The 19,767-nt window shown below is 69.3% G+C and carries 13 protein-coding genes; 4 read left to right on the forward strand and 9 right to left on the reverse strand.

Annotation, left to right across the window (positions count from 1 at the left end):
- Window positions 1-261 precede the first annotated feature (261 nt).
- Complete coding sequence (locus AC1Q7O_RS10590; protein ID WP_492661597.1) at window positions 262-3,276, forward strand: TonB-dependent receptor domain-containing protein; 3,015 nt, start codon at window positions 262-264, stop codon at window positions 3,274-3,276.
- 65 nt (window positions 3,277-3,341) lie between these two features.
- Window positions 3,342-5,417 (forward strand): alpha/beta hydrolase family protein, encoded by a 2,076-nt coding sequence (locus AC1Q7O_RS10595; protein ID WP_492661596.1) that lies wholly within the window; start codon window positions 3,342-3,344, stop codon window positions 5,415-5,417.
- Window positions 5,418-5,611: 194 nt separating this feature from the next.
- Here AC1Q7O_RS10595 and AC1Q7O_RS10600 read toward each other — a convergent pair whose 3' ends face one another.
- Genes AC1Q7O_RS10600 through AC1Q7O_RS10615 form a run of 4 tightly spaced genes read right to left on the reverse strand, consistent with a single transcriptional unit; the run spans window position 5,612 to window position 12,688 of the window.
- Window positions 5,612-6,328, reverse strand: coding sequence for a queuosine precursor transporter (locus AC1Q7O_RS10600; protein ID WP_492661595.1), 717 nt, complete (start codon window positions 6,326-6,328; stop codon window positions 5,612-5,614).
- Between the two features lie 30 nt (window positions 6,329-6,358).
- Window positions 6,359-9,658 carry a PAS domain S-box protein gene (locus tag AC1Q7O_RS10605; protein WP_492661594.1) on the reverse strand — a complete coding sequence of 1,100 codons (3,300 nt, stop codon included), beginning with the start codon at window positions 9,656-9,658 and terminating at the stop codon, window positions 6,359-6,361.
- Between the two features lies 1 nt (window position 9,659).
- Window positions 9,660-10,463, reverse strand: coding sequence for an orotidine-5'-phosphate decarboxylase (pyrF, locus tag AC1Q7O_RS10610; RefSeq protein ID WP_492661593.1), 804 nt, complete (start codon window positions 10,461-10,463; stop codon window positions 9,660-9,662).
- Window positions 10,463-12,688 (reverse strand): putative bifunctional diguanylate cyclase/phosphodiesterase, encoded by a 2,226-nt coding sequence (locus AC1Q7O_RS10615; RefSeq protein ID WP_492661592.1) that lies wholly within the window; start codon window positions 12,686-12,688, stop codon window positions 10,463-10,465. The genes pyrF and AC1Q7O_RS10615 overlap by 1 nt, the downstream gene beginning before the upstream one ends.
- A 71-nt stretch (window positions 12,689-12,759) precedes the next feature.
- On the opposite strand from AC1Q7O_RS10615, the gene AC1Q7O_RS10620 reads away from it, so the two are divergent.
- Window positions 12,760-13,269, forward strand: a complete 510-nt coding sequence (locus tag AC1Q7O_RS10620) for a GNAT family N-acetyltransferase (protein WP_492662698.1) — start codon at window positions 12,760-12,762, stop codon at window positions 13,267-13,269.
- Here the strand turns inward: AC1Q7O_RS10620 and purB are convergent, their stop codons facing one another.
- The 4 genes from purB to AC1Q7O_RS10640 all read right to left on the reverse strand — a co-directional run bounded on the left by purB (window position 13,270) and on the right by AC1Q7O_RS10640 (window position 18,121).
- On the reverse strand, window positions 13,270-14,646 hold the full coding sequence (gene purB, locus AC1Q7O_RS10625) for an adenylosuccinate lyase (RefSeq protein ID WP_492661590.1): 1,377 nt from the start codon (window positions 14,644-14,646) through the stop codon (window positions 13,270-13,272). It lies immediately after the preceding gene.
- Between the two features lie 75 nt (window positions 14,647-14,721).
- Complete coding sequence (locus AC1Q7O_RS10630) at window positions 14,722-15,747, reverse strand: M48 family metallopeptidase (RefSeq protein ID WP_492661589.1); 1,026 nt, start codon at window positions 15,745-15,747, stop codon at window positions 14,722-14,724.
- The gene (locus tag AC1Q7O_RS10635) at window positions 15,747-16,901 is read right to left on the reverse strand and encodes a YjgN family protein (protein WP_492662699.1); all 1,155 of its coding nucleotides are present in this window, start codon (window positions 16,899-16,901) and stop codon (window positions 15,747-15,749) included. Before AC1Q7O_RS10635 ends, AC1Q7O_RS10630 begins: the two co-directional genes overlap by 1 nt.
- Window positions 16,902-16,903: 2 nt before the next feature.
- Window positions 16,904-18,121 carry a YjgN family protein gene (locus tag AC1Q7O_RS10640; RefSeq protein WP_492661587.1) on the reverse strand — a complete coding sequence of 406 codons (1,218 nt, stop codon included), beginning with the start codon at window positions 18,119-18,121 and terminating at the stop codon, window positions 16,904-16,906.
- A gap of 200 nt (window positions 18,122-18,321) precedes the next feature.
- Between AC1Q7O_RS10640 and AC1Q7O_RS10645 the strand changes: the two genes are divergently transcribed.
- Window positions 18,322-18,948 (forward strand): glutathione S-transferase family protein, encoded by a 627-nt coding sequence (locus AC1Q7O_RS10645; RefSeq protein WP_492661586.1) that lies wholly within the window; start codon window positions 18,322-18,324, stop codon window positions 18,946-18,948.
- Between the two features lie 94 nt (window positions 18,949-19,042).
- Here AC1Q7O_RS10645 and AC1Q7O_RS10650 read toward each other — a convergent pair whose 3' ends face one another.
- Window positions 19,043-19,690: a response regulator gene (locus AC1Q7O_RS10650; protein ID WP_492661585.1), complete on the reverse strand. Its 648-nt coding sequence runs from the start codon at window positions 19,688-19,690 to the stop codon at window positions 19,043-19,045.
- Window positions 19,691-19,767 lie beyond the last annotated feature (77 nt).

Consider the following 19,767-nt stretch of genomic DNA (forward strand, 5'->3'; position numbering starts at 1 on the left):
CGAGCAAGTAATCACCGTTCGGCGCCAATCGCGCAAGTTGGAATCAGCCGACCGAGCGGTCGATGAATTTTGTTGGTCATTCGCAACAATGCTGTAACGATGACTCGTCCGGGCGGTCGGGGATGACCCTAGGTCGGCGCTGATGGCTGCCTGTAACGGGGGCCACCCCCTAGCATCGAACTTCGTTGACGAGCCGCAGGCTGCGCCGCCTTATCCGGGTGGCGGATGGTTCGTAGACGTACCCCTCAGACGGACCCTTTTATGCCCACCCAATCCTCCGGTTTCAAACCTGTCCACAAACCCATCGCTCTGGCGGTTCTCGGCCTGATCCTGGCCCAGAATGCTGCGGCGCAACAAACCCCGGCCGACAATAACAAGCCGGCCACCACCGTCGAGGCCCCGGCGAAGAGCGAACCCACCAAGCTGGACACCGTCGTCGTGACGTCCGGCTCGCGCATCAAGCGTGACGCGTTCAGCTCGCCGGCCCCCATCCTGGTCATCAAGAACGAAGACGCCGCGCTGGCTGGCTTCACGTCGACGGCCCAGGTGCTGCAGAGCACGTCCGTGACCGGCGGCCAAGGCCAGATCAACGCCGCGTACGGCGGCTACGTCACCGACGGCGGCCCCGGCGCCAACACCATCGGCCTGCGCGGCTTCGCCCCGACCCGTTCGCTGGTGCTGCTGAACGGTCGCCGCCTGTCGCCGTCCGGCACGCGCGGTTCCGTCGGCGCCGTCGACCTGAACGTGCTGCCGAACTCCATCGTCGACCGCATCGAAGTGCTGAAGGACGGCGCCTCGTCCATCTACGGCTCCGACGCCGTGGCCGGCGTGATCAACGTGATCACCCGCAAGGACCTGGACTCCATCCGTGTGGACGGCGGCATCTCCGCGACCGAACACGGTGGCGGCAACACCTACAACTTCTCCATCGCCGGCGGCCTGATCAAGGACAACTTCCGCGTGCTGGCGTCGTACAACTTCAACGACAACCGCGCGCAGACCCTGGGCCAGCGCGACTGGACCAGCTGCAACACCACCTACCAGCGCACCGTGGCCAACGGCGTCGTCGGTGAGTGGGGCAGTGCTGACTACATCGATCCCGCCACCGGCAAGCCCAAGTGCTACCCCACCGGCCTGACCGGTGAAAACGGCGTGACGATCAACACGCTGGGCACCAGCAACTTCACCGGCGTCGGCGCCACCAACGCCATCGGCACCACGTTCAACCGCTGGCGCCCGAACGCCAACGTGACGACCGGCCTGGTCGGCTACGAAGGCGTGGGCGGTGGCCAGACCACCAGCCTGTATGTGCGCGACACGTTCGACAAGCGCGTGCTGGACAACACGCTGCTGTCGCCGATCCGCAACCACAACTTCTACGCCGAAGGCGCCATGGACCTGCCGGCCCTGGGCGACGCCGAGCTGTACGCGGAACTGCTGTTCAACCGCCGCGAATCGTCGCAAGTCGGCTTCCGCCAGCTGTCGCTGGACTACGCCAAGGGCAGCCCGCTGATCCCGGCGAACCTGCAGTTCAGCCAGATCCAGGCTGCGCCCACCGTCATCACCAACGGCGCGGCCCTGGGCGTGCGCGGCTTCATCGGTGCCGGCAACAGCTACTCCAGCCAGGAAGTGGACTTCAAGCGCGCCACCGCTGGCCTGCGCGGTTCGTTCGCGAAGATCAATTGGGACTACGACCTGTCGGTCGTGCACGCTGAAAGCAGCGCTTCCTACACCTTCGACGGCTTCGCCACCGACCGCCTGGCACAGAGCCTGAACGTCGTCTCCAACGGCAGCGGCGGCTTCAACTGCGTCAACACCGCCAACGGCTGCGTGGCCGCACCGGCACTGACCGCCGACGTCATCGGCGGCAAGCTGCCGTCGGCCTGGCTGGGCTTCGTGTACGGCAACTTCGTCGGCACGACGAAGTACAAGGAAACCGTCGTCACGGCCTCCACGACCGGCTCGCTGTTCAAGCTGCCCTACGGCGACCTGAAGGCCGCGTTCGGCGCTGAATTCCGCAAGGCTTCCATCGACGACACCCCGTCGGAAGCGATGCAGAACGCGAACATCTACAACTTCACGTCCGGCTCGCCGACGCGCGGCAGCGACAACGCCACCGACGTGTTCGCCGAGTTCGAAGTGCCGGTGCTCAAGGGCCTGACGATGGCCAAGGAGCTGACGCTGAACGCCTCCATCCGCCGCGCGGACTACAAGTCCTACGGTTCGGATTCCACCCACAAGATCGGCGCGCTGTGGGCGCCGGCCGGCTGGATCTCCCTGCGTGGCACCAGCGGCACGTCGTACCGCGCTCCGGCGCTGTTCGAGCAGTTCGTCGGCGCGACGACCGGCTTCCTGACCGCTTCGGGCGACCCCTGCAACGACTACACCACCAAGGGTGCCGTCCGCGCCGCCAACTGCGCCAGCGAGAACCTGCCGGCGAACTTCCAGCAGACCAACAGCATCACGTCGATCACCTCCGGTGGTGCGACGTCGGGCCTGGCCGCGGAAACGTCGCGCAACTCGTCGTGGGGCATCATCCTGCAACCGGGTCTGCCGACCGGCTGGGGTGATCTGTCGCTGGCCGTGGACCGCTTCGACATCAAGGTGGACAACGGCGTGTCGCGCGTCGGCACCGGCTCCATCCTGAGCAAGTGCTACGACGATCCGCAGTTCCGCTCCGGTGGCAGCTTCTGCCGCCTCGTGACCCGCAACCCGGGCAACAACGCGCTGTCGGTCAACAACAGCTACGTGAACCTGGCCACCGACGTCGTCCGCGGCTACGACTTCAGCGTGCGCTACACCAACGAAGTGGGCCCTGGCAAGCTGCGCGTGAACATGACGGCGACCGAGTTCAAGGAGCAGTCCAACAAGCTGTTCGCCGAGGACGCGCTGGACGACACCAACGGCACGCTGGGCTCGCCGGCCTGGTCGGGCGCGATGGACGTGAACTACACGGTCAAGGGCTGGAACGTCTTCTACGGCCTGGAGTGGGTCGGCAAGATGTCGAACTACGGCTACTACGGCATCAACCCCGCTACCGCCGCGTACAAGATCGACACGCCGAACTACTTCCTGCACTCGGTGTCGCTGTCTTACAGCGACTCGGTCAGCAAGTGGAAGGTCACGGCCGGCGTTCGCAACATCGCCGACAAGAACCCGCCGCAGATCTCCGCGGTCACGACCTACGGCTCCAACCGTCTCGGCAACGCGCCGCTGTACAGCGGCATGGACCTGCAGGGCCGTCGCTTCTTCATGAACGTCCAGAAGACGTTCTGATCGGCTAACGCTCCCACGCCCTGGCAACCACCTGGTTGCCAGGGCTTTTTTTCAGGTGTGATTTCATGAAAAGCTACTTGAACAACTTGGGCCGGCTGCTGATCGCCGCCGGCGCAGCGCTCGCGGCCTACCCGGCTGCCGTGACGGCACAGACGGCTCCCGCCGCGCCCATCCGCGTCCCGACCGTGGAGACGCTGGCGCAATTCCCCGGCATGACGGGCTTCCAGATCTCGCCCGACGGCAAGCACATGGTGGCGCTGCAGAGCCAGGGCGACACGCGCAACATCCTCGTGTGGAAGCTGGCCGACCTGGCCGCACGGCCGACCGTCATCGGCGCGAAGAACATGCAGATCTCCACCGTGTCGTTCCTGAAGAACGACATGCTGCAGGTCAGCATGATGCAGCCCTACGACCTGCGCGGCGACGAGTTCGTCAAGGTCTTCATCAACAAGCTGTTCTTCACCGACCTCGAGGGCAAGAACTGGATCGAGCCGATGGCGGCCACCGAGATCCCGCGCTCCGAGATCGCGAAGAAGGCCGCCGCACTGGCCAACCCGACGGTGCTGAACCGGCTGCTGACCGACCCCGAGAACGTCATCGTCATCAGCGACTCCGGCGCCACGGCCAACCGCGACGTCTACCGCTACAACCTGCGCACCAACAAGGCCGTGCGCATCATGCGGTTGGGCGAGTCGGACACCAACGTGGTCGTCAACGGCAAGGGCGTGGTCTGGGCCAAGTCGCGCCTGAACAGCGACGGCCAGGGTCTGTTCGTCGCGATCGAGTTCCGCAACAAGGACGGCGACTGGGAAGAGCACTTCCGCAACTACGTCAAGAACCGCGACGTCGTCGACGTCATCGGCATGGGCACCAAGCCCGGCACGGCCATCATCAGCAGCAACGTGGGCCGCGAGTTCACGGCGCTGTACGAGTACGACATCGCCACCCGCAAGACCGGAGAGCCGCTGTTCGAGCACAAGTTCTTCGACGCCACCGGCGTGCGCACCTTCCGCACCGACGACGGCCCGTCCGACGAGGGCTACGACGGCTACACCTTCGACGGCCACCTGGGCCGTGACACGCATTGGGTGAACCCGAAGCTGGAGTCGGTCGTGCGCGGTGTCGGTCAGGCGCTGGGCATCAAGGAGATCGACCAGGAGCTGGTCGGCGTGGGCTCGGGTGTTCGCGCGACGACACCGTCGTTCGACGGCGTGTCAGTGCGCCTCACAGGCTATGTGGGGGGCGAGACGCCCACCTACCTGGTCCGCGTCAGCGGCCTGACCTACCCGACCGAGCACTACCTGCTGCGCGGCCAGGCCATCCAGTTGTTGGCCAAGGAGCGCCCGGAGGTCGACAAGCGTGCCCTCGGCACCGCACGCTTCGTCTACTACAAGGCGCGTGACGGCCTGAACATTCCCGCCTACCTGACCGTGCCGAACCCGCAGCTGTGCGGCGCCGGCCCCTACGCGGCGGTCGTGCACCCGCACGGCGGCCCTTGGGGGCGCGACACGATGGACTACGACGGCTCGGGCTGGGTGCCGCTGCTGGTGTCGCAGTGCCGCGTCGTGCTGCAGCCGCAGTTCCGCGGCTCGCAGGGCTGGGGCCGCACGCTGTGGCTCGCCGGCGACCGCGAGTGGGGCCAGAAGATGCAGGACGACAAGGACGACGGCGCCAAGTGGCTGGTCAGCGAGAAGCTGGCCGACCCCAAGCGCATCGCCATGTTCGGCTTCTCCTACGGCGGCTACTCGGCGTTCGCGGCGTCGGTGCGCTCCAACGGCCTGTACAAATGCGCCATCGCCGGCGCCGGCGTGTCGGACATCGAGCGCATCTGGGCCAAGTTCTTCAACAACCCGTACTTCCAGTCGGCCCAGGAACCCACCGTGCGTGGCCTGAGCCCGCTGACCAAGGCGGACAAGATGGAGATCCCGCTGATGGTCTACCACGGCGACCGCGACCAGACCGTGCCCATCATCCAGTCCGAGCTGTTCGTCGACAAGGCCAAGGCCGCCGGCAAGCCCGTGGAGTACCACGCGCTGGCCGACTACGCCCACGGCCCGGCCTGGACGCGCAAGATCATGGCCGACCAGCTGGGCCTGATCAGCACCTACCTCGGCAAGGGTTGCGGCGGCGGCGGTCTCTGAGACTGTTGGCCCCTCGCCCAGTCGCCCCCGCTGAACGCGGGCGTCTGGGCGGTCCCCCGAGGGGACGGCGATGCTTGCGGCCTCGAGCCGCAAGCACATCGCCAGCGCGGGCCGGCTTGGGAGCGGCCCGGCGCTCGACCCACAAGCAAGGCACCACGCGGTGCCTTTTTCTTTGCCTGCTGCGACGGCCCCTATCAGACCTTCAACGTGAACGGATTGAAGTTCGTGCTGCGGTCATAGAAATCCACGCCCTCGGCGCGCTTCAGGAACGCCACCAGCCGCGCCGTGACGGGGTACAGCACCGCCTCCCAGATCAGCTTGAAGAAGTACTGCGCGACGAACACCGCCAGCAGCTGCTCCTGCGGCCAGATGCCCCAGAACGCGATGCTCAGGAACAGCCCCGTGTCCAGCAGCTGGCCGACGGCCGTGGAGCCGACGATGCGAGCCCACAGGTAGCGGCCGTTGGTGGCCACCTTCATCTTGGCCATCACGAAGCTGTTGGCGAAGCTGCCGGCCGCGAACGCGATCATGGATGCGGCCACGACCCGCCACGTGTTGCCGAACACGGCCTCCACGTGGAGCTGGTAGGCGTCCATGAAGCCGTTGCGTGCCGGCGGCAGGTGCACGATGACGAAGGCCATGAAGGCCGCGAACAGCAGCGCGCCGAAGCCCGCCCAGACGACGCGGCGGTCGCGCCCGTAGCCGTACACCTCGGTCAGCACGTCGCCGAAGATGTAGCTGATCGGGAAGAAGAACAGGTCCGCCCCGAACGTGACCGTGCCGAACAGCGGCAGCTGTACCTGCGCCGCCTTGGCCGGGCCGATGAGGTTGGCACACAGCAGCACGCAGACGCAGGCCGCCATGATCAGGTCGTAGTACTTGAAGCTGCGCGGTGGCGCGGTGACGTTCATCGGCTCCCTCCCGTTGGAGCCCGCATTGTGTCAATGCCGGGCCGTCAAGCGCAGCAGCGTCTGGTGCAGCCTCGTCGTGTCGATGGGCTTGGTGAGGAAGTCGTTCATGCCCGCGGCGAACGCGTCGTCGCGCTCCGAGACCAGCGCCGCGGCCGTCAGCGCGACGATGGGCAGCTGCTCGGCCGGGAACTGCTTGCGCAGCTCGCGCGTCGCGTCGTGCCCGCCCATGACGGGCATCTGCACGTCCATCAGCACGATGTCGAAGGGCTTGCCGACGCTGGCGGCCGCATGCACGGCCTCGATGGCCTGGCGGCCGTCGCTGGCCTGCGCCACCTCCATGCCCCACTGCTCCAGCTGGGCCACGGCGATGAGCATGTTGACCGGGTGGTCCTCGGCGATCAGCACGCGGCGGCCGTGCAGCGCGTCGTGGCCGCTGGCGCGCGACTCGCGCGGCTGGTGGGCCAGGGGCGCCGGCGCGCCGGGCAGCGGCAGCTCGGCCCAGAACGTGGAGCCCTCGCCCACCGTGCTGCACACGCCCACCTCGCCGCCCATCAGCGTGGCCAGCTCGCGGCAGATGGACAGGCCCAGCCCCGTGCCGCCGAAGCGCCGCGTGGTGGACTCGTCGGCCTGCGTGAACGGCTGGAACAGCCGCACCTGCTGCTCGGCCGCGATGCCGGAGCCCGTGTCGCTGACCTCCACGCGCACCCACTCGCCGGCGCTGCCCTGGCTGTTGCGCGACAAGGCCTTCACGCGCACGGTGATGCCGCCGTGCGACGTGAACTTGAGCGCGTTGGTCAGGTAGTTGGACAGGATCTGGCGCGTGCGCAGCGGGTCGCCAAACACCCAGCTCGGCAATGCGGGGTCGATCTCGACGGCGAAGGTCAGGCCGCGGGCCTGCGCCAGCGTCAGGTAGGCCAGGCGGATGGACGCCAGCAGCTCGCGCAGCGAGAACGGCTGCGTCTCCAGCGTCAGGCGGCCGGCCTCGATCTTGGACAGGTCCAGGATGTCGGAGATCAGGCCCGACAGGCTCTCGGCGCTGTCCATCATCTGGTTCAGGTAGTCGCGCCGCTGCTCGTCGCCGATGTCGGGCTGCTGCGCCAGCCGGCCCAGGCCCAGCAGGCCGTTCAGCGGTGTGCGGATCTCGTGGCTGGTGTTGGCCAGGAAGGCGCTCTTGGCGCGGTTGGCGGCCTGCGCCTCGTCCTTGGCGTGGGCGAGCTGCTGCTCCACGCGGCGGCGCTCGGTGACGTCCTCGATGATCCAGATCGTGCCGCCGCGGCTGGGGTGGGCCGGGTCCACCACCTGGGCCAGCAGCCGGGCCAGGAAAGTGGAGCCGTCACGGCGGCGCATCGTGCGCTCGGCCTCGACCTGCTCGCCGGCGGCCAGGCGCGGGCCCAGGTCGCGGCCCACCGACTGCCAGTCCTCCACGCTGGGCCACACGACGCTGCCGTGCTGCCCGAGCAGCGCGCCGCGCTCCCAGCCGAACATGGCCTCCACGCGCGGGTTGGCCAGCACGAACTGCTGGTCGCGCGTCAGCGCGATGCCGATGGACGCGTTCTCTAGGATGGCGCCGTGCACGAGCCGCGTGCGCTCGCTCTCCGACACGTCGCGCGCGTACAGCACCAGGTAGTTCTGTCCGTCCATCTCGAACGGCGCCACCGACACCAGCATGGACACCGTGCTGCCGTCCTTGCGGCGGAACGCGATGGGTACGTTGCTGGCGATGCCGTCGCGGCGGATGGACTCGCGCACGGCCGCACGGTCGGCCGGGTTGTGCCAGATGCCGATCTCCTCGGACGTACGGCCCAGCACCTCGGAGCTGTTCCAGCCGGTCAGGTGCTCGAAGGCCTTGTTGACCATCGCGTAGCGGCCGCTGTCTGCCTCGGTCAGCGTGATGAGGTCGGGGCTGGTGGCGACGAGATGGGACAGCAGGCCCTCGCTGCGGCGCAGCGCGTCCTGCGCGCGGCTCTGCTCGGTCTGGTCGGTGAAGAAGGTCAGCGTGGCCGGGCCCGAGGCCGTCTCCACGCGCACGCTGGTGGCCTGCACGAGGCGGCGCCGGCGCGATAGCGTGCGCAGCCGGTACTCGGCCATCGGCTGCATCGCGCCGGGCGCCAGCCCCTCCAGCCGCGCGGCCTGCTGGCGCGCAGTCTCGTCGTCGCCGGGCTCGTAGTGGCTGAACAGGTCCTGCCCGATCATGCTGGAGCGCTGCGCGTAGCCGAACATGGCCATGGCCGCCGGGTTGGCGTCCACGACGCGGCCCCAGCGGTGCAGCACCAGCGGGCTGGGCGAGCGGCGGAACAGCTCGCGGTAGCGCGTCTCGGTGGCGTGCACGGTCTGCTCGGCGGTGACCTCGTGCGTCACGTCGCGGCCCACGCCCCAGTAGCCGCGGAAGTTGCCCTGCGCGTCGAAGCGCGGCTCGCCGCTGATGGACACCCAGCGCGCATGGCCGTCCACGCCCAGCCGGCGCGCCACCATGCCGTGGAAGGGGCGGTGCGATTCGAGGTCGGCGCGGTGGGCGTCGAGCTCGTCGTCCGACAGGCCCATGCCGTCGATCTCCCACGGCGTCTTGCCCAGGCGGGACGACAGGTCCAGGCCCGAGCTGCCGGCGCGCTCCTCGGCCACGTGGGTGAAACGGAAATCGCGGTCCATCTCCCAGTACCAGTCCACCGCCATGCCCAGCAGGCCACGGAAGCGCGCGGTGCGCTCCTCGGCCTCGGCCAGCGAGCGCTGCACCATCTTCAACAGGCCGAAGCCGGCGATCAGCCCCGAGCCCAGCAGGCTGAACTGCACGACGGTGCGCAGCAGCAGGCTGTTCATGGCCATGGGGTGGGTGGCCCAGCCCAGCACCTCGGCACCCGCCATCACGGCCAGGCCACTGCCAGCCAGCGCCGTGAGCACGGCGCCCGCGCGCAGGCCCAGCATGCCGGTGGCGAAGGCCACCACCAGGCCCGACAGCGGCAGGCTCAACGCCCACACGCCCAGGTCGCGCGACACCGCCACCACCATTGGCAGCGCGATCACCAGCGCCATCATCAGCAGCGCCAGGCCCGGGCGCGACTCGCGGCGCGGGCTGCGCGACAACACCAGCAGCCGGGCAAACGCCAGCACAGAGATCAGCGCGGCGATCAGCGGCGGCAGCCAGCCCTCCAACCACTCGCTGGGCTGGCGCGTGTGCCACAGCAGCGCCGCCACCGGCAGGAAGACGGGCCCGCAGGCCAGCAGGAAGACGCGCGCCGCATGCCAGCGCATGCTGGTGGCCAGCTGCTCCCGCTGCTGCTCGGGCGGGGCCGCGTGGCCGACGAGGCTGCTGAGGTCGTCGCCGGCGCGGGCCATGTCAGGCCAGGGCGAGGCGGGTGGCTTCGGCCACGGCCCGGGCTCGCTCGGCGAAGTCGGCGCCGTGGCTCGCGTAGAGGATGGCGCGCGACGAATTGACCACCAGCGGCGCCGTGCGGCCGGCGGCCTGCACGACGGCGCCGGCGTCACCGCCCTGCGCGCCGACACCCGGCACCAGCAGCGTCAGCGTGGGCGCCAGCTCGCGCACCCGTGCGATCTCGGCCGGGTAGGTGGCGCCCACCACCAGCCCCAGTTGGCCGTTGCGATTCCACTGGCTCTCGGCCAGGTGCGCCAGGTGCTCGAACAGCCGCGGCTGGCCCGGCACGTCCGCCAGGCGCTGCATCTGCCAGTCGTCACCGCCCTTGTTGGACGTGCGGCACAGCAGGATGGCGCCCTTGCCCTCGTAGGCGAGGTAGGGCTCCACGCTGTCGAAGCCCATGAAGGGCGACAGCGTCACCGCGTCGGCGCGGTAGCGCACGAAGGCCTCGCGCGCGTACTGCTCGGCGGTGGAGCCGATGTCGCCTCGCTTGGCATCGAGGATGACAGGCACGCCGGGCGCCACGTCGTGGATGTGGTCGATCAGCCGCTCCAGCTGCGCCTCGGCGCCATGCGCGGCGAAGTAGGCGATCTGCGGCTTGAACGCGCAGACCAGGTCCTTGGTGGCGTCGACGATGGCTGCGCAGAAGTCGTAGAACTTGCTCGCGTCGCCGGCCCAGTCGCCGGGCAGCTTGGCCGGTTCGGGGTCCAGGCCCACGCAGAGGCGGGATTGCGGGCAGAGGGCTTGGAGCTGGGCGGTGAAGGTCATCAGTAGGCGGAAAGAGGGGCGGTCTGGGCGAGGACGAATTCTGCAAAAGCCTCGGCCGGCAGCGGGCGGCTGAACAGATAGCCCTGCACCGCCTGGCAGCCCTGGCGGCGCAGGAAGGCGAGCTGGCCGTCGGTCTCGACGCCCTCGGCCAGCGTCTGCAGGCCCAAGGCGCCGGCCATGCGGATGACGGCGTCGACGATGGCACGGTCCTCGGCGTCGTCGGTCAGGTCGCGCACGAAGGACTGGTCGATCTTGAGCTTGCTGACACGGAACTTCTTCAGGTAGGCCAGCGACGAGTAGCCGGTGCCGAAGTCGTCGATGGACAGCCGCACGCCGCGCTCGTGCAGCTCGTTCATCACGGTGATGGCGACGCTGGGATTGTCCATCGCGGCGCCCTCGGTCAGCTCCAGCTCCAGCCGCTCGGCGGGCATGCCCACCTGGGCCAGCACGCGCTCGACGAGCTGGGGCAGGTCATCGTGGCGGAACTGCACGGCCGACAGGTTCACGGCCATGGACAGCTCGGGCAGGCCAGCGTCGTCCCAGCGGCGCAGCTGGTGCAGCGCCTCCTGCAGCACCCACTCGCCGATGGGCAGGATCAGCCCGGATGCCTCGGCGATGGGGATGAACTCGGCCGGCGACACCCAGCCCAGCTCGGGGTGCTGCCAGCGCAGCAGCGCCTCGGCGCCGACGACGTGGCTGTCGCCATCGGCGTCCAGCATGAGCTGCGGCTGGTAGTGCAGGCTGAGCTGGCCGCGCTCCTGCGCACGGCGCAGCGCGTTCTCCAGCTGCAGCGCGCGGGCCGACTGCGCCTGCATCTCGCTCGTGAAGAAGCGGTAGGCGTTGCGGCCGTCCTTCTTGGCGCGGTACATGGCCGCGTCGGCGCACTTGCACAGCGTGTCGAAGTCGTCGCCGTCGGTCGGGAACATCGCGATGCCCATGGACGGCGTGACGGTCAGCTCCTGCCCCTCCACCTGGAACGGCGCGCTGGCCAGCGCCATCAGCTTGGTGGCGAGGTGGGCGGCGCCGGCGATGTCGGTCAGCGGCAGCACCAGCACGAACTCGTCGCCGCCGGTGCGGGCCACGGTGTCCTGCTCGCGCACGGCGCCGCGCAGGCGGCAGGCGAGCTGCGTCAACAGGCTGTCGCCGACACGGTGGCCCAGCGAGTCGTTGACGTTCTTGAAGTGGTCCAGGTCCAGGAACAGCACGGCCAGCGGCTCGTCGCCGCGACGCGCGATGTCGATGGCCTGGCTGGCGCGGTCGGCCAGCAGCAGGCGGTTGGGCAGGCCGGTCAGGCCATCGAACAGCGCCAGCCGCTCGGCGCGGGCCTCGGCCGCCTGCTGCTCGGCGATCTTGAGCTCCAGTGCCGCAACCGTCTGGCTCAGCTGCTCGGTGCGCTGGGCCACCAGCGCCTCCAGCTGCGCCTTGGCCTGCACCAGCTCCTGCTCGGCCTGCTTGCGGGCCGTGATGTCCTGCGTGATCCAGATCGAGCCGCGCGACAGGTCGCTGCGGTCGATGGCCTTGCTGCGCACCTCGCACCAGACGGGCGTGCCGTCGCGCCGGCCCAGCAGCATCTCGGCGTGGAAGGAGTCGCCGCGCGACAGCGGCTCGTAGCAGAGGTCGCCGGCGGCCTTCCAGGCCTCGTCGCTGAGGTACCAGGCACGCGACAGCTGGCCGTCCAGCTCGCCCGGCCCGAAGCCGAACAGCTGCTCGAACGCGCGGTTGCAGCGCGTCACGCGGCGGCCGCGCAGGTAGACGATGCCCACCATCGCGTGGTCGAAGATCAGCTGCTGCTCGGCATGCAGGTCGGCCAGCGCGGCGTCGGCCAGCTTGCGCTCGTGGATGTCGTCGACGATCCAGATGGAGCCCGCGGCCGGGTCGGCGGCGTCGATGAGGCGGCCGGTCAGGTGGGCCCAGAACATCTCGCCGTTCTGGCGCCGCATCAGCTGCTCGCTGCGGAAGGTCTCGCCCGAGGCCAGCAGCGGGTAGGCGCGCCGGCCCAGGCTGCGTGCCTCGTCCTCGCTCTCGTACAGCTCGATGCTGCTGCGGCCGGTCGCGTCCTCGGGACCGGCGAAGCCGTAGATCTCGGCGTAGCGCTGGTTGCAGCGCACCAGCGTGCGGGCCTTCACGTACACCACGCCCACGCCGGCATTGGCCAGGATGACGTCCAGCTCCCGCAACGCCTGGCTGAGCGCGGGGTTGTCGCTGGGGTCGGGCGCGAGGCTCATGAAGGCGTCATCAGGCGTCGAACGGGAGGGCGGCGGAGTATCAGGGCATGAACCATTTATTGTCTGGCCTCATGCATATCTTGGACACCCAACGCTTGGCGCTGCGTGAATTCACACCGCAAGACGCGCCCTTCCTGCTGCGCCTCGTCAACGAGCCCGGCTGGCTGCGCAACATCAACGACCCCGGCGTGCGCACGGTGGGCGACGCGCTCGCCTGGGCCGAAGGCCGGCTGTTCAAGGCCTACCGGGAACTGGGGCACGGCTTCTGGGCGGTCGAGCGCCGCGACGATGGCACGCTGGTCGGCATGTGCGGGCTGTTCAAGCGGCCGGTGCTGCCGGAGCCGGACATCGGCTACGCGCTGCTGGCCGAGTACGAGGGCCGCGGCTACGCGCTGGAGGCGGCTCGCGGCTGCGTGGCGCATGCACGCGACGTGCTGGGCTGGCCCACGCTGATGGCCATCACGGCGCTGGACAACCCGGCCAGCGTGGCGCTGCTCGCCAAGCTGGGCTTCATCGAGCAGGGCCAGGAACAGCTCGAGGGCTACAACGAGCCCTCGAGAGTGTTCAGGTTGGCGCTTTGATCAGACGCGTTTTGCCAGATCCTGCGCGATGCCGGTGTAAGACCCCGGCGTCATCTTCAGCAGCCGCGCCTTCTCGGCCTTGGGCAGGTCCAGGCCCTCGATGAAGGCGCGGATGGATTCCTGCGTGATGGCCTTGCCGCGCGTCAGCTCCTTGAGCTGCTCGTAGGGGTTGGGCAGGCCGAAGCGGCGCATGACAGTCTGGATGGGCTCGGCCAGCACTTCCCAGGCAGCGTCGAGGTCATCGGCCAGCGCGGCCTCGTTCACTTCCAGCTTGGAGAGGCCCTTGGCCAGGGAGTCGTAGCCCAGCAGCGCGTAGCCCAGGCCCACGCCCATGTTGCGCAGCACGGTGGAGTCGGTCAGGTCACGCTGCCAGCGGCTCACGGGCAGCTTCTGGCTCAGGTGCGTCAGCACGGCGCTGGCCAGGCCGAAGTTGCCTTCGGCGTTCTCGAAGTCGATCGGGTTGACCTTGTGCGGCATCGTCGAGCTGCCGATCTCGCCCGCCTTGGTCTTCTGCTTGAAGTAGCCCAGGCTGATGTAGCCCCACACGTCGCGCGACCAGTCGATGAGGATGGTGTTGGCGCGCGTGAACGCGTCGAACAGCTCGGCCATGTAATCGTGCGGCTCGATCTGGATCGTGTACGGGTTGAAGGTCAGCTTCAGCTGCTTCTCGATGACGGTCTTGGAGAAGGCTTCCCAGTCGTGGCGGGGCCAGGCCGACAGGTGGGCGTTGAAGTTGCCGACCGCGCCGTTCATCTTGGCCAGCGGCTTGACGGCGGCGATGCGCGTGCGGGCCGTCTGCAGGCGGGCCACGACGTTGGCGATCTCCTTGCCCACGGTCGTCGGGCTGGCCGTCTGGCCGTGCGTGCGCGACAGCATCGGGATGGCCGCGAACTGGTGCGCCATGCCGCGCAGCTTCTCGATGATGCCGTCCAGCGCCGGCAGCATGACCTCGTCGCGCGCGGCCTTCAGCATCAGCGCGTGGCTGGTGTTGTTGATGTCCTCGCTGGTGCAGGCGAAGTGCACGAACTCGCCGGCGGCCAGCAGTTCGGGGTGGCCCTCGAAGCTGCGCTTGATCCAGTACTCCACGGCCTTCACGTCGTGGTTGGTGGTGCGCTCGATGGCCTTGATGGCCTCGGCGTCGGCCTCGGAGAACTTCTTCACCAGGCGGCGCAGGCGGCTGCGGGCGGCCGACGACAGCGGCTTGAACTCCTTGAAGCCCGCGTCGCTCAGCGCGATGAACCACTCCACCTCGACCTGCACGCGGCGGTGCATCAGGCCGAACTCGGACAGCAGCGGGCGCAGCGCCGCGACCTTGGCGGCATAGCGGCCGTCCAGCGGCGAGAGGGCGCTGATGGCGGAGTAGTCGGTGGTGGTCATGGCAGGCCGGCGGGTCGTGGAAAACCCGACATTCTAAAAGTCACGCCGGCCGGCGACCCACCGGCGTTCGCGGGGTCAGGGTTCGCTGAAGAACTTCACGCGCTCCGCGTCCGCCGGGTGCGACGAGATCGCGATGGCGACGGGGTTGTCGCTCACGCTCGCATGCTTCTTGGCCAGGCGCTCGAAAAACACGCCCATGCGCGACGTGTCGACGCCGCCGGCGCGGGCCAGCGTGCGGCCGTAGACGTCGGCCTCGCGCTCGTTGTCGCGCGAGTAGGCATTGCTCGCCAGCAACGCCGGCGCCGCCGCCAGCAGCGACGAGAAGTCGCCCACGATGACCGTCGCGACGATGCCCACCGCGCCCGCGCGCAGCATCAGGCGCAGGCCGTGGCGGTGCTGCACGTGGCCCAGCTCGTGGGCCAGCACCGTCATGACCGCGTCGGGCTCGTCGGCCAGCAGTTCCAGCAGCGCGTCGGTGATGACGATGTCGCCGCCCGGCAGCGCAAACGCGTTGGGCCCCAGCGACTTGCCGCCGTCGCGAATGTGGATCTCGTAGCGCGGCGGCAGCGGCGTGCGACCGTCGTCGCGCGCCTTGTCCAGCGCGGCGGCCCAGCGCTCGCGCCAGGCGCGCTGCTGCGCGGCGTCCAGCCGGCTGGGCTTGAGCCAGTCGCCCTCCAGCCCCGCCAGCACCTGCTCGCCCAGGCGCAGCTCGACCGAGGCCGGCAGCACGTCCACCGCCCGGTCGACGGCCCAGGGCAGCCCCCAGCGGTAGCCGGCGGCCAGGCTGGCCACCAGCAGCAGCAACGACAGCGCCGCCAGCCGCCAGCTCTGCTGCCAGCGCACGACGAGGCTGTCGCCACGGCCCGAGGCCTGCGCCCACGCGTCGAAGGCCGGCGCGTCGGCAAAGCTCAGCAGCCCGCCGCCGGGCAGCAGGATCTGGCGCTGGCCGTGGCGCTGCCGCTCGGGCCAGGTGAGGCCGGACAGCGGCGCGCTGTGGTCGCCGAAATGCAGCGTCGCGCCGTCGACCCACACGTCCACCGGCCGCCCGCGGGCGCTGCGGCCGTCGAACCAGTCGGCGACAAGGTGAGGCTGATCGCTCATCACAGCCCCAGGTCGATGCCGAAGAAGTCGCCGGCGAAGTCGCCCGCAGCGCTGGCATCGCGGGCCGCCTCGTCGCCCGCCCAGGCGTCGATGTCGGCAGTGGTCTGCAACTCGACGGCCTGCAGGCGCAAGCGCGCCGTGGCGACGGCCGCGAACGGCCGGTACAGGCTCAGCGTCAGCACCGTCAACGCCCAGTTCTTCAGCGTCAGCGTGGCCAGCGCCATGGTGTCCAACTCGCTCTTGAAACTGAGGTGCTCGCTGGCCGTGCGCGACCAGACCATGTTCTGGAACCCGGCCGTGAACGCGGAGCTGACCCAGACAGAGACCAGTCCATACAGCACGCCCAGCATCACCAGCGGTGTCCAGTCGCCCGGCCCGCGCGTCGACGGCAGCAGCAGCGCCGCCGCGAACCCGCCGACGAGGAGGGCGACGCCGCCCATGAAGCCGGCGCGAAAGCTCAACCCGTAGACCTGCGAGGGCTCGAGCCAGGTGCGGGTCTGCTGGCCGGCGAAGCGGTAGTGGTTGTGCTGGTAGCGCTTGGCCAGTCCCAGCGTCCACGGCACCATGATGTTGATGGCCAGCGCGCCGATGCCGGCCAACACGTGCCAGGCCGTGCTGGCGTCCTCGGGCACGGCAACGAGCAGCGCCAGCGGCACGGCGATGGGCAGGAAGACGCGGTAGGCACCGGCCACGTCGCCGGCAAAGCCAAAGCGCAGGCCACGCCAGCTGGTGTGCGTCAGCCGAAAGCGCATGCCGGCCCGCCACAGCGGTGGCCACAGCAGCATCAGCACGATGAAGACCGCGCCGCCCAGCAGCGGCGACAGCGCGCTGAGGCCGCCGTACAGCCCCATGACGAACACCAGCAGCAGGAAGCCGCGGAACATCTTCCACGGATCGCCGTGAAAGCTCAGCGCCTGCCCATCGACCAGCGTGTTGGCGTAGAAATAGCGGATGCGGCGCGCCTTCGCGAAGGGCAGGTACAGCCCCAGCGTCACGAGCGTCAGCAGCATGTTGACGATCCAGATGCGGAAGTACTCGCTGCCGGAGCCGGTGAAGCGGATCTCCAGCGCCCGCGCCACCGGGGCGGCAGCGGGCGCGGGGTGGGGCGCCGGGATCGGCGCTGGCATCGTGGGCTGGAAGTCGTGATCGCCCATCGTCACAGCCCCATGTCGATGCCGAAGAAGTCGCCGGCGATGTCGCCCGTCGCGTCGGCATGGCCGGCGCCGGCGGCGGCCACCCAGTCGGCCGGGTCTTCGGCGCTGTCGATCTGCACGGCCTCCAGCCGCAGCTTGGCCGTGGAGACCGCGGCGAACGGCCGGTACAGGCCCAGCGTCAGCGCGGTCAGCAGCCAATTCTTCAGCGTCAGGCCGAACAGGCTGCGGAACTTCAGCGCGCTGCGGAAGGCCAGCGCCTGGCTGCTGGTGCCGTTCCAGGCCAGGTTCTGCATGCGCGCCGCGCCGTAAGGCAGCACGACGGAGAACACCAGCAGGTAGGCCAGCAGGCCGATGGCGACGATGCCCACCTGCGCCAGCGGCGAGTTCAGCGCCGGGCGCCAGCCGCCCAGCACACCCGTCAGACCGAACACCACGCCGATCAGCACCATCAGCAACGCCACCCCCAGCAAGCTGAGCAGGGCCACGCCCACCAGCTTCAGTGCCAGCAGGTAGACACGGCCGTTGCTCAGGTCAATGCGCGCCTGCTGGCCGGCGATGCGGTAGCCGGCATGCTGGTAGCGCTTGAACAGCGCGAACGACAGCGGCGTCAGCAGCATGACGATGCCCATGACGAACAGGCTGGTGGCCCCGAAGGCCTGCATGGCCGCCTGGTCCACGGCGTCGTCGCCGCTGGCCTCCGGCGCCATCAGGCGCGACCAGGCGGTGAACGCGATCAGCGGCAGGTACAGCGGCGCGCAGGCCAGGTAGGCCTCCTTCAGCGAGCCCTCGAAGCGCATGCGCAGGCCGCGCCAGCTGGTGTTGCCCAGGCGGAACTGCAGCGACGCGCGCCACAGCGCCGGCCACACGGCGCACAGGATCAGGAAGGCTACGAAGGCCGCGCCGGCCGACACCTTGCCGGCGCCCGTGTAGGCGCCCATCAGCACCACCAGCAGCACGAAGCCGCGGAACATCTTCCACGGGTTGCCGTGGAAGCTCAGCGCCTGGCCGTCCACCAGCGTGTTGGCATAGAAGTAGCGGATGCGCCGCGCCTTCGCGAACGGCAGGTACAGCCCCAGCGTCACGAGGATGAGCAGCAGGTTGACCGACCAGATGCGGAAGTACTCGCTGCCCGAACCCGTGAAGCGGATTTCGAGGACACGGGGCCCCTGGATGGGCGATGGCGAAGCGGCCGCGTCGGCGGCGGCCTGAAGGTCTGACATGGGAACTCCCTGACTATGAACGCCACCGTCTACCGCAGTGGGCCGGGCAACACTTTGGCGGCACCCCCGGATACCGGCAACCCCTGCTTTCCTGGGGCCTGTCGGGCCGGGCCGACAGGCCTTTTTCACGGGCAGACCGCCCAGGGCCGCTGGCTAGAATCGTTTCGACTTGTGACCCCCGTGTTTGCCCTATGACCGCGATGAAGTTGATCGGTTCGCTCACCAGCCCTTACGTGCGCAAGGTGCGCATCGTGATGGCCGAGAAGAAGCTCGACTACCAGCTGGTGCTCGAAGACGTCTGGGGCAGCGACGCCATCCTGAAGATGAACCCGCTGGGCAAGGTGCCCTGCCTGGTCATGGAAGGCCAGGACTCCATCACCGGCGCCGTGTTCGACTCGCGCGTCATCGTCGAGTACGTGGACACGCTGTCGCCGGTGGGCAAGCTCATCCCCGAGCGCGGCCGCGAGCGCTGCGAGGTGCGCACCTGGGAAGCGCTGGCCGACGGCATCATGGACGCCGGCATCCTGGCCCGCATGGAGCGCACCTGGGCCCACCGCACCGCCGAGCAGCGCAGCCCGGCCTGGATAGACCGCCAGCTGGGCAAGGTCAACGCCGCGTTGGCGGCGATGAGCCAGGGCCTGGGCGACAAGGCCTGGTGCTCGGGCAACCACTTCTCGCTGGCCGACATCTCGGTGGGCTGCGCGCTGGGCTGGCTGGAGTTCCGCTTCCCGGACATCGCCTGGCGCGACGACTACCCCAACCTGGCGCGCCACATGGACAAGCTGTCCCAGCGCCAGAGTTTTATTGATACCCCCCCTACGGCCTGACGGCCGCCCCCCAGGGGGCGCTGCCAGTGGCCCGGCAAAGCCGGTTCCACGGCAGCCGCTGGATCAAGTGCGGCGCTGCGCGCGCACGCTAGGGTCAGGCAATCTGTAGCTCGCGCGAGCGGACGTGCAGCAGCCGCACCAGGCGCCAGACACGGCCCTCGATGTCGGCGACATGCTGCTTCCACAGCGTCGCGATCTCGGCCAGCAGCAGGCCTTGCGCCAGCAGCGTCAGCAGGTGGCGGGTGGACTGGTCGATCTGCCGGCCGGCGGGCGTGGCGTCCAGCGCGGCGGCGGCCTGGCGGGCCAGGGCCAGCGGGCTGCGCTCGATGCCGAAGGCCGCCAGCGCCTGGCGGGCCAGCTGCGGGCTGAGCATGGCGCGGCGCTCGTGCAGCCGCGTCAGTGCCTCCACCAGCCCGGTGCCGCTGCCGTCGTCCACGTGGTACGCGTTGGCGCCGGCGCTCAACGCGGCGAACAGCTGCAGGTCGTCGGCCGTCGGCGTCAGCAGCAGCAGCTGCGGGCGCACCGGCAGACGGCCCAGCTCGGCGGCGACGCGCATCGCGTGGCTGTCGGTCAGGCGCAGGTCGCAGGCAACGATGTCCGGCGCCAGCGTCGCCAGCTCGCCCAGCGCGTCGCCCAGCACGGAGTTGCTGCCGGCCAGCTCCACACCCTCAGCCCTCAGCAGCAGCGAGCGGGTGCGCTGCAGGGTGGGCTCGCTGAGGCGGAGGAGATAGACGGTGACCATGTAACTGCCAGGAAATCGCCGCGCATTGTGCGCGTTTTGACCGTCACCCCCCTAATTTGCAGCCACATTCCCCCTCG

Source organism: Roseateles sp. GW823-FHT07B05, assembly GCF_058794515.1.

Coding starts and splice junctions, on each gene's coding strand:
- AC1Q7O_RS10605 (WP_492661594.1), bottom strand. CDS start 9,658: ATGGCCCGCGCCGGCGACGACCTCAGCAGCCTCGTCGGCCACGCGGCC.
- AC1Q7O_RS10640 (WP_492661587.1), bottom strand. CDS start 18,121: ATGTCAGACCTTCAGGCCGCCGCCGACGCGGCCGCTTCGCCATCGCCC.
- AC1Q7O_RS10595 (WP_492661596.1), top strand. CDS start 3,342: ATGAAAAGCTACTTGAACAACTTGGGCCGGCTGCTGATCGCCGCCGGC.
- AC1Q7O_RS10600 (WP_492661595.1), bottom strand. CDS start 6,328: ATGAACGTCACCGCGCCACCGCGCAGCTTCAAGTACTACGACCTGATC.
- AC1Q7O_RS10645 (WP_492661586.1), top strand. CDS start 18,322: ATGAAGTTGATCGGTTCGCTCACCAGCCCTTACGTGCGCAAGGTGCGC.
- purB (WP_492661590.1), bottom strand. CDS start 14,646: ATGACCACCACCGACTACTCCGCCATCAGCGCCCTCTCGCCGCTGGAC.
- AC1Q7O_RS10630 (WP_492661589.1), bottom strand. CDS start 15,747: ATGAGCGATCAGCCTCACCTTGTCGCCGACTGGTTCGACGGCCGCAGC.
- AC1Q7O_RS10615 (WP_492661592.1), bottom strand. CDS start 12,688: ATGAGCCTCGCGCCCGACCCCAGCGACAACCCCGCGCTCAGCCAGGCG.
- AC1Q7O_RS10635 (WP_492662699.1), bottom strand. CDS start 16,901: ATGGGCGATCACGACTTCCAGCCCACGATGCCAGCGCCGATCCCGGCG.
- AC1Q7O_RS10590 (WP_492661597.1), top strand. CDS start 262: ATGCCCACCCAATCCTCCGGTTTCAAACCTGTCCACAAACCCATCGCT.
- AC1Q7O_RS10620 (WP_492662698.1), top strand. CDS start 12,760: ATGCATATCTTGGACACCCAACGCTTGGCGCTGCGTGAATTCACACCG.
- pyrF (WP_492661593.1), bottom strand. CDS start 10,463: ATGACCTTCACCGCCCAGCTCCAAGCCCTCTGCCCGCAATCCCGCCTC.
- AC1Q7O_RS10650 (WP_492661585.1), bottom strand. CDS start 19,690: ATGGTCACCGTCTATCTCCTCCGCCTCAGCGAGCCCACCCTGCAGCGC.